The 2,386-nt window shown below is 41.3% G+C and carries 2 protein-coding genes; both read left to right on the forward strand.

Annotation, left to right across the window (positions count from 1 at the left end):
* Window positions 1-265 precede the first annotated feature (265 nt).
* Window positions 266-1,615, forward strand: coding sequence for a hypothetical protein (locus tag J3U24_RS11455; RefSeq protein ID WP_267347004.1), 1,350 nt, complete (start codon window positions 266-268; stop codon window positions 1,613-1,615).
* Window positions 1,616-1,808: 193 nt separating this feature from the next.
* Window positions 1,809-2,309 (forward strand): hypothetical protein, encoded by a 501-nt coding sequence (locus tag J3U24_RS11460; RefSeq protein WP_267337865.1) that lies wholly within the window; start codon window positions 1,809-1,811, stop codon window positions 2,307-2,309.
* Window positions 2,310-2,386 lie beyond the last annotated feature (77 nt).

The raw sequence follows: 2,386 nt of genomic DNA on the forward strand, positions 1-2,386 counted from the left end.
AGTCTAAAATGCATTATAATTTTCAACAGGCAACAGGCAACAGGCAACCTGGCCAACCTATCTTTTAAATTCGTCTAAGTCCAGCTCCCAGTTTAATTTTTTCACTGAAACTTATTTTTTCACGCAATCAAGTGAAATTCTGCGAAATTTCGCGCGATCGCTTCCGCGATCCTCTTTTCGTTTCTTTTTCCGATCGTTTTCCGGATCCTGTTTCAGATCCGGTTTTCGATCCTTTTCCCAATTATCCCGGCAGATTGTTTTTTTTGTGGTTCTTTTCCTTCCTTTTTCCAGTCATGCATTAACATCACAGACAACTAGGAATGCGATACAGGGTAGTGCACCTTATCTGACTTTCGACGGTGGTCGTACACGTGCGGTCGATGCTAACGGTCTGCTTGGGATTACACTATCTGATGGTGCACATTATACGCCTTCTACCAATTTATCATCTACAACTCCAATCGTCTTGCCGGTTGCGGGTCAGAGTTTTGCTGATATTCGAATGTTCGTTCCTACTGATACTAATTCAGTCGCTTTAAGTACTCTTATCGGTTCTCCTAATAATTATTGGGGGGATGATGATGGTGATTCTGGCGTTACTGCTACTGGTTCTTTGAGTTTATCTATCGTCGATAAAAACAATCAAGCAGTATCACGTAATTCAGTGCTAACAATTTGTAACGCACCTTATAAGGTTACGTTATCTAGTACTGACGGTACATTATCTACTCGTTACGGATTTCCTAATCGTAGTACTTTCAGTGCCCGTAGTGAGACTTATTACGTCAATCCTAAGGCTGCGCCGGTGGTTTGTTTTGCTAGGCCTAGCTTAAGGTTTGGTAAGCGTGGTGATAATCCTAGTTACCCATCTTGGGATTCTGCTGGCCCAGCTTCAATGTGGGACCCTGCTAAGGGTTTTCTCACTCAAGAAACAGACCCGTCACTTTACGGTAGAAACTTTCCTACAACTGGTGCTAACAAACTGTACTTTGATTTACTCATTAGTGGTGTAAGTCAGCCATTGTTTTGGTCTCCTGTTTCTCTGGGTGGTATCACCGTCACAATGTCTCGTTCTACTGCTACAAGCGTTCGTGTTACTTTAACTGGTCCTTACGCTACTCAATCCCAGATGGAATCATCCAATCCTGGTCGTCTTCCCACTATTTCTTTGCCTCAGACTTTCGAGTTGGTCGGTCGTGATAGTAATGGTACTCCAGTCGTCAAATATGGTTTTACTTTGAAGCAGTGGTTCGTCCACCGTGGTAGTGTGAAAGAGCGCAATTATTCTCCTGCTTTATCTTGGTGTAATAGTCTTGGTTATCGCCTTCCTAGCGTAAAGGATTTAACCAATGCATCTTGTCCGTCAGGCTCCAGTTATAACTGTAGTGGTTCAGTCGGCGCCACTCCTTCTTCTTCTAATAATCATTACATGCGTCATATAGGTTCTGGTTTTTTCACGGAGTGGGGTCGTATGAATGATTATTCAGGCGTTGGCTTCCTCAACCATTGGTACTGGACTAGTGACCCGCGTGGTAGTGGCCAGTTTGGCGTGGACGCAAGCTGCGGTGTTGTGGCTTTGTACAACACCTTCTACGGACTTTGCTCCCATCCTTAGTTCTTATTTCTTCGTCCTTAATCCTTAGACCGGGGGGGAAGTGATAAAAAATAGTATTAAGTGATTAAAAGTAAGCTGACTCAAGGAGTCAACGTCGTTTAGCCATAAAAAAAGCGATTTTGCGGCTAAGCGGCAAAAATGCTGGGCACCGAGGTGGTGGTTAAAAATATTGATATTAAAGGAGTAATATAAAATGAATATTGAAGAAAAAATAGCGTTAAGTAAAAGGCCGGTTCAGTTTATTGCTGAAGGTAATTTTTTAAAGCTTTATAATCAATCATTATATGTGGTTGAGCAATTATTGGGTTTTAACTTAAAGGTAACGGCAAAGTTTATAAAAAAGATAGACCAAATTATCGTTTGCGGTGGATTTCCTACCAGTTCTATTACTAAACGCTACCCCAATGCCAGCCCTAATTTAACGGGTTATGAGTTATTGGGTGATTATGATTTAAGTGGTTATGAATTATGGTACCAAAAGCATTGCCAAATACCGAAGCAGAAAACACCACAATCCCTTCTCACAACATCTCAAGAGGTAAACGAACAGTTAAACGAATTTCGCGATATGAATAAACCCTTAACGGTTCAGCATCTATTATTTTTACAATCATGGCAGGCAAATAAATATCCTGCTATGGTAGATAGTGCGTTTATACAGGCGTTGAAGAATTATTTTAGTGAATTGCATTAATAGCAGAGCACACTGTGCCTGATGGCGCTATCGGATTTATTAAATCCGCTGATAGAAAAAAGGCTATAAATAAGGTC

Origin of the sequence: Gilliamella sp. B2785, from assembly GCF_026537005.1 — a bacterium.
Classification (GTDB): Bacteria; Pseudomonadota; Gammaproteobacteria; order Enterobacterales; family Orbaceae; genus Gilliamella; species Gilliamella apicola_E.